We start from the raw sequence: 5,055 nt of genomic DNA, 5'->3' as shown, positions 1-5,055 counted from the left end.
GGTCCTGCATCGAGAAAACCGACTACCCGTTCCCGGAGGAGTTGGTGCTGTCAACACCGTCCCGGTGAACGGTTACGAAGGTGGCCTATCGGCAGCCCCCTAAGGGGCGCATTACCGACCTGGTTATCGACTCGACGGGTCTGAAAGTGTTTGGTGAAGGCGAGTAGAAAGTCAGAAAACACGGAGCTGAGAAACGTCGAGTTTGGCGCAAGTTGCATCTGGCGGTAGATCCGGTGACTCACGATATCGTGGCGGCAGAAGTGTCGCAGGAGAATGTGCATGACGCAGAGGTGTTGCCGACCTTGCTCAATCCTCTGCGTCACAAGCTGGGGCGTGTTTACGCGGATGGCGCCTATGACAGCAAAGCCTGCCATCGGTTGATTGCGCGTAAAGGGGCGACGGCGTGTATCCCGCCTCGCAAGAACGAAGGGCTATGGAAAAAGGGCCATCCGAGAAATGGGCCCGTGCTGGTGATGCGCAAGGAAGGGCTGGCGCACTGGAAGAAGATAACGGGGTATCACCGTCGTTTGCTGGCAGAGAAAGCTATGTTCCGGTTCAAACAGTTAATGGCAGGCCAAATCACCCTGCGAAAATACAATGGTCAAGTGGGAGAAGTGATGGCGTATGTGAGCGCGATAAACAAACTGAATACCCTTGGCTTACCTGTCAGAAAGCCCCGAGTGTAGCGGTCACCCGGGGCTGGGGAAGTCATGACTTGCTGGCTGATTTGGGCAACAACGCCGCTCCCCAGCCGAACGGCATGTGATGTCGTCCACAGAAGCCTTGAATCGGTTTCATAGAAGAACCGGGATATGTTGAGCACTATGGTCGATCGATGATGCGCACCTTTGAGAGTTACCGATAGGCCACTTTCACCATGAAGAAATACTTGCTGACACAGCGATAGTTCGGCGTACACAGTTTCACGTGTATCAAGACGACCAGGGGGGCGAATGGTTCCTTGGTTGCTTGCAGCACCTGATGAGAAATTACCCATGAGCAACATGAAGCTGTAAAGGGTCTGGCCGGTGTAGAGCTGCCAGAGGCCAATGATAGCAATGTGAGAACAGGGGGCATCACAGCGGTATCAACTTAGAAGGTGATAGAAAGACAGTTAATCAGAAACCCGTTAATACCTTAGTGTGACGGGTTGTAACCATGATACTGATTTGAAGAAGATAGGGCTCTATACGAGCCACATCCGTTTGAGCAGTAACATCCCCCATGGTAAAGTGGCTCCATTGTGAGAGTTTGCTCTCTATCCTTTTGGTACAAAGAGATTTTTTCATGTTAACAGGCAAAATACGCAATCAAATCGACCAAGTGTGGACCATGTTCTGGACTGGCGGGGTTACCAATCCCATCTCGGTCATTGAGCAAATCTCTTATCTGCTGTTTATTCGCCGCTTAGACGAGCTGCAACGCACTGCCGAGCGTCGCGCACAAGCCACCGGCATTGCTGTGGCTAACCCAACCTTTGGCGCTCATGAGCAAGCGCTGCGCTGGAGTAATTTTAAAGATAAAGACCCCAACGTGATGATGGAAATCGTGCGTGACAAGGTGTTTCCCAAAATCAAAACCTTGCACCATGAAGGCAGCTTTGCAGAACACATGAAAGACGCCATCTTCATTATCCCTTCCGCCAAGTTGCTGTCACAAGTGGTCGATTTGCTCAACGCCATCAACATGGACGACAAAGATACCAAGGGTGACTTGTACGAATATCTGCTTAGCAAATTGCAGCAGTCGGGTGTCAACGGCCAGTTCCGAACGCCACGCCACATTATTCAAATGATGGTTGAGCTTATGGAACCAAAACTGGGGGATACCATCTGTGATCCAGCGTCAGGTACATGCGGATTTTTGATGGCAGCGCTAGAATACGTTGAAAAGCACTATAAGCAAGAAGTCAACAAGCCCGAAAACCGCAAGCATTTTAATAATGCAATGTTCACCGGTTTTGACTTTGACAAAAGTATGCTGCGCATAGGCGCGATGAACATGTTGTTACATGGTATTGAAAACCCTAGTGTCTTCTATCGTGATAGCTTACAAGACCAAGGCGATGCCAATATTCGCGAAGCCTACAGCCTGATCTTGGCCAACCCACCGTTTAAAGGCTCGGTGGACTTCGACATCGTTGCCCCCGATCTATTGCGTGCCTTGGGTAAAAACCCTGCTGCCAAAAGAGTTGCGCCAAAGTATAAAACCGAAATCGATGAAAATGGTAATGAGATCCAGGTTGAAGTGAAAACCAAAGGGCCTACCGAAAAGTCTGAACTGCTATTTTTAGCGTTGATTTTACGCATGCTCAAAGTCGGTGGCCGCGCCGCTGTGATCGTGCCAGACGGAGTATTGTTTGGCTCAACCAAGTCCCATAAAAGTATTCGCGAAAAAATCGTTAATGAGCAAAAACTAGAGGCCATCATTTCTCTGCCATCCGGAGTCTTTAAACCTTACGCTGGCGTTAGCACTGCGATTTTAATCTTTACCAAAACCAACACCGGTGGTACCGACAAGGTGTGGTTTTACGACATGCAGGCCGATGGTTATTCCCTTGATGATAAACGTACCCCGCTTGCAAAAGAGGGTGAAGAACCCACTCATGAACAAAGTAACATTGCCGATATCATTGCCCGCTTTGCCAGCCTGACCCACCCCGATGGCACCCCTTACCTCGCTAGTCCGGAATACAAGCGCAGCCGGACCGACCAAAGCTTTATGGTGCCTGTAGCCGACATTATTGCCAGTGAGTACGATTTAAGCCTCAACAAATACAAGCAAGTAGTGTACGAAGAAGTGCAATACGACTCACCAAAAGTAATTTTAGGGCGAATTAAAACCCTGCAAGAGAAGATGGCGAAGGGAGTAGCTGAGTTGGAGAAACTGTTGTGAAAACTGTGAAACTCAGTAGCTTATGCAATATTTTATCAGGGTTTGCATTTAAGTCTGAATTATTCGGTGAAGACGGACTCCCGATTGTCAGAATTCGAGATGTAGTACGAGGGTACTCAGAAACATATTACTCTGGGGATTATGACGAAAAATATATTCTGGATGACGGTGATATCCTAGTCGGAATGGATGGTGATTTCAATACTGCATACTGGAATGGTGGTCGAGCCTTGCTCAATCAGCGAGTTTGTAAAATTGAGGTGGATTCCACAAAAGCGTGTAAAAAATTCATATATTACTTTCTTCCCCTAGAGCTGAAAAAAATTTGGGATGAAACACCATTTGTAACTGTTAAACATCTATCAGCAAAAAAAATAGTTGATATAGACGTACCTGATTGGCCACTCGAAACCCAAAAGAAAATAGCGGCTGTGTTAGAAAAAGCCGACCAACTGCGTAAAGACTGCCAGCAAATGGAGCAAGAGCTAAATAGCCTCTCCCAGTCAGTGTTTATTGAGATGTTTGGTGATCCGGTAACCAATCCGAAGGGGTGGAAGGTGGCAACATTATCAACGATAGTTGATGATTTTTTGGGTGGAAAAAGCTTGGTAGCTGCTGACGACAAAAATACAGAATTTACGAACCGAGTTTTAAAAATAAGTGCTGTTACATCTGGTGAATTTAAGCCAAAAGAATCGAAACCTCTACCTAACGATTATATCCCTCAAGCTGATCACTTTATTAGTGCTGGGGATCTTTTATTTAGTCGAGCCAATACAACGGAATTGGTTGGTGCAACAACAATGGTTTTTGATGAATATACAGGCTTGGTTCTTCCAGATAAATTATGGCGTTTTATTTGGAAGGATAAGAGTTCGCTTTCACCAATATTTATTTGGCGGCAACTTTGTGAAGCGGCAGTACGTAAGGAGATTAGTAAGCTCTCATCTGGTTCTGGTGGCTCAATGAAGAATATTTCTAAGGGGAAGCTAAAGACTTTACCTGTTGTTTTACCTCCACTGAAATTACAAAAGAAATTTGAACTTATTTATATGAATTTACGTGAACAAATAGGGTGTAATAAGCAACAGCTTATTCTCTCTGAACAGGCGTTTAGCTCCCTAATGCAAAAAGCCTTCAACGGCGAACTTCAGCTCGTTAACGCGAAAACCAATAAAATGTAAAAGGAAGTTACATGTCAGAGACGGTCACTCAGCCTGCAATAGCCAACACATCCAGTGTGGCGCTTGGTAGCAGCAACTTTACTTTTATCCGCACTGCACTTGCTGGACAAGGCAGTGCGGACAATCAGTTCAGCCTGCGCTGCGCCGAGATACTGGCCCGCGCCCAAAGCGCTGAGGCCAATATTAAAAGCGATCCGCGGATTGCGGGGTTTTATGCCCGCAATGCCCTGGAGCTGATGGTTGAAACCGTCTTTGACATCGACAACTTGCTCACGCGGCCACGCCATGATGTGACCTTGATGTCGCTGATCCACGATAAAGGCTTTAAAGATAACCTGGCCAGTAACCTGTTCCCCAAGCTCAAACTCATTATCAAGATCGGTAATGAGGCAGTACACGGTAAAAGCGCACTGCCACTACGCGATGCGCTGCAAGCGGTCAAAGAGTTGCACCATGTGCTCTATTGGTTTATGCGCACTTATACCCCGCAGCGTGATAACAATAGCGTTAGCGTCGCACCCTTTGATGAAGCCTTAGTGCCGCAAAAGCTCGCCATTGATGCTGTACTAGTGACCAAAGCTATCAGCAGTATCAAGCGGGTACAAGAGCTTGAAAAACAGCTGGCCGAGAGCGACAGCATCAAGCGTGAAGCATATCAGCAACAGCTCAATGAGAATGCGGCGCTAAAGGCAGAGAATGAAGCCTTGCTTGAGCAAATTGCAAAAGCCAAGCAAGCATCCGATATCTCGCAAGATAACCACGACTATAACGAAACCGAAACTCGTAATTACCTCATAGATGCGCTGCTCCATGAAGCGGGTTGGCCGCTTAAGGATAAGCGGGATCGCGAATACCCTGTAACCACCATGCCGATTTCACCGGCAAATCCGCAGGGCAATGGCAGGGCAAGATCGCGAACGTTTTTTAAGCAGGGCACGAGGATTTGACCGACCGAACAGGGTGTGATCTTATACTC

3 protein-coding genes and 1 pseudogene are annotated in these 5,055 nt (G+C 47.4%); all 4 read left to right on the top strand.

The features are described from left to right. Nucleotides 1-77: 77 nt before the first annotated feature. Nucleotides 78-686: pseudogene (locus PG888_RS22325) on the top strand (IS5 family transposase); the annotation flags it as partial. Between the two features lie 601 nt (nt 687-1,287). Next, nucleotides 1,288-2,895, top strand: a complete 1,608-nt coding sequence (locus tag PG888_RS22320; protein ID WP_270694427.1) for a type I restriction-modification system subunit M — start codon at nt 1,288-1,290, stop codon at nt 2,893-2,895. Beyond that, nucleotides 2,892-4,079 carry a restriction endonuclease subunit S gene (locus tag PG888_RS22315; protein ID WP_270694426.1) on the top strand — a complete coding sequence of 396 codons (1,188 nt, stop codon included), beginning with the start codon at nt 2,892-2,894 and terminating at the stop codon, nt 4,077-4,079. The genes PG888_RS22320 and PG888_RS22315 overlap by 4 nt, the downstream gene beginning before the upstream one ends. Before the next feature lie 11 nt (nt 4,080-4,090). Continuing rightward, on the top strand, nt 4,091-5,026 hold the full coding sequence (locus PG888_RS22310) for a DUF4145 domain-containing protein (protein ID WP_270694425.1): 936 nt from the start codon (nt 4,091-4,093) through the stop codon (nt 5,024-5,026). Nucleotides 5,027-5,055: the final 29 nt, after the last annotated feature.

Origin of the sequence: Aeromonas sp. QDB23 (assembly GCF_027707745.1) — a bacterium.
GTDB lineage: Bacteria > Pseudomonadota > Gammaproteobacteria > Enterobacterales > Aeromonadaceae > Aeromonas > Aeromonas allosaccharophila.
This window is presented reverse-complemented; position numbering and strand designations above follow the sequence as displayed.

Excerpts from the sequence above, each read along its gene's own strand:
- PG888_RS22320 (WP_270694427.1), top strand. The coding sequence starts at position 1,288 with ATGTTAACAGGCAAAATACGCAATCAAATCGACCAAGTGTGGACCATG.
- PG888_RS22310 (WP_270694425.1), top strand. The coding sequence starts at position 4,091 with ATGTCAGAGACGGTCACTCAGCCTGCAATAGCCAACACATCCAGTGTG.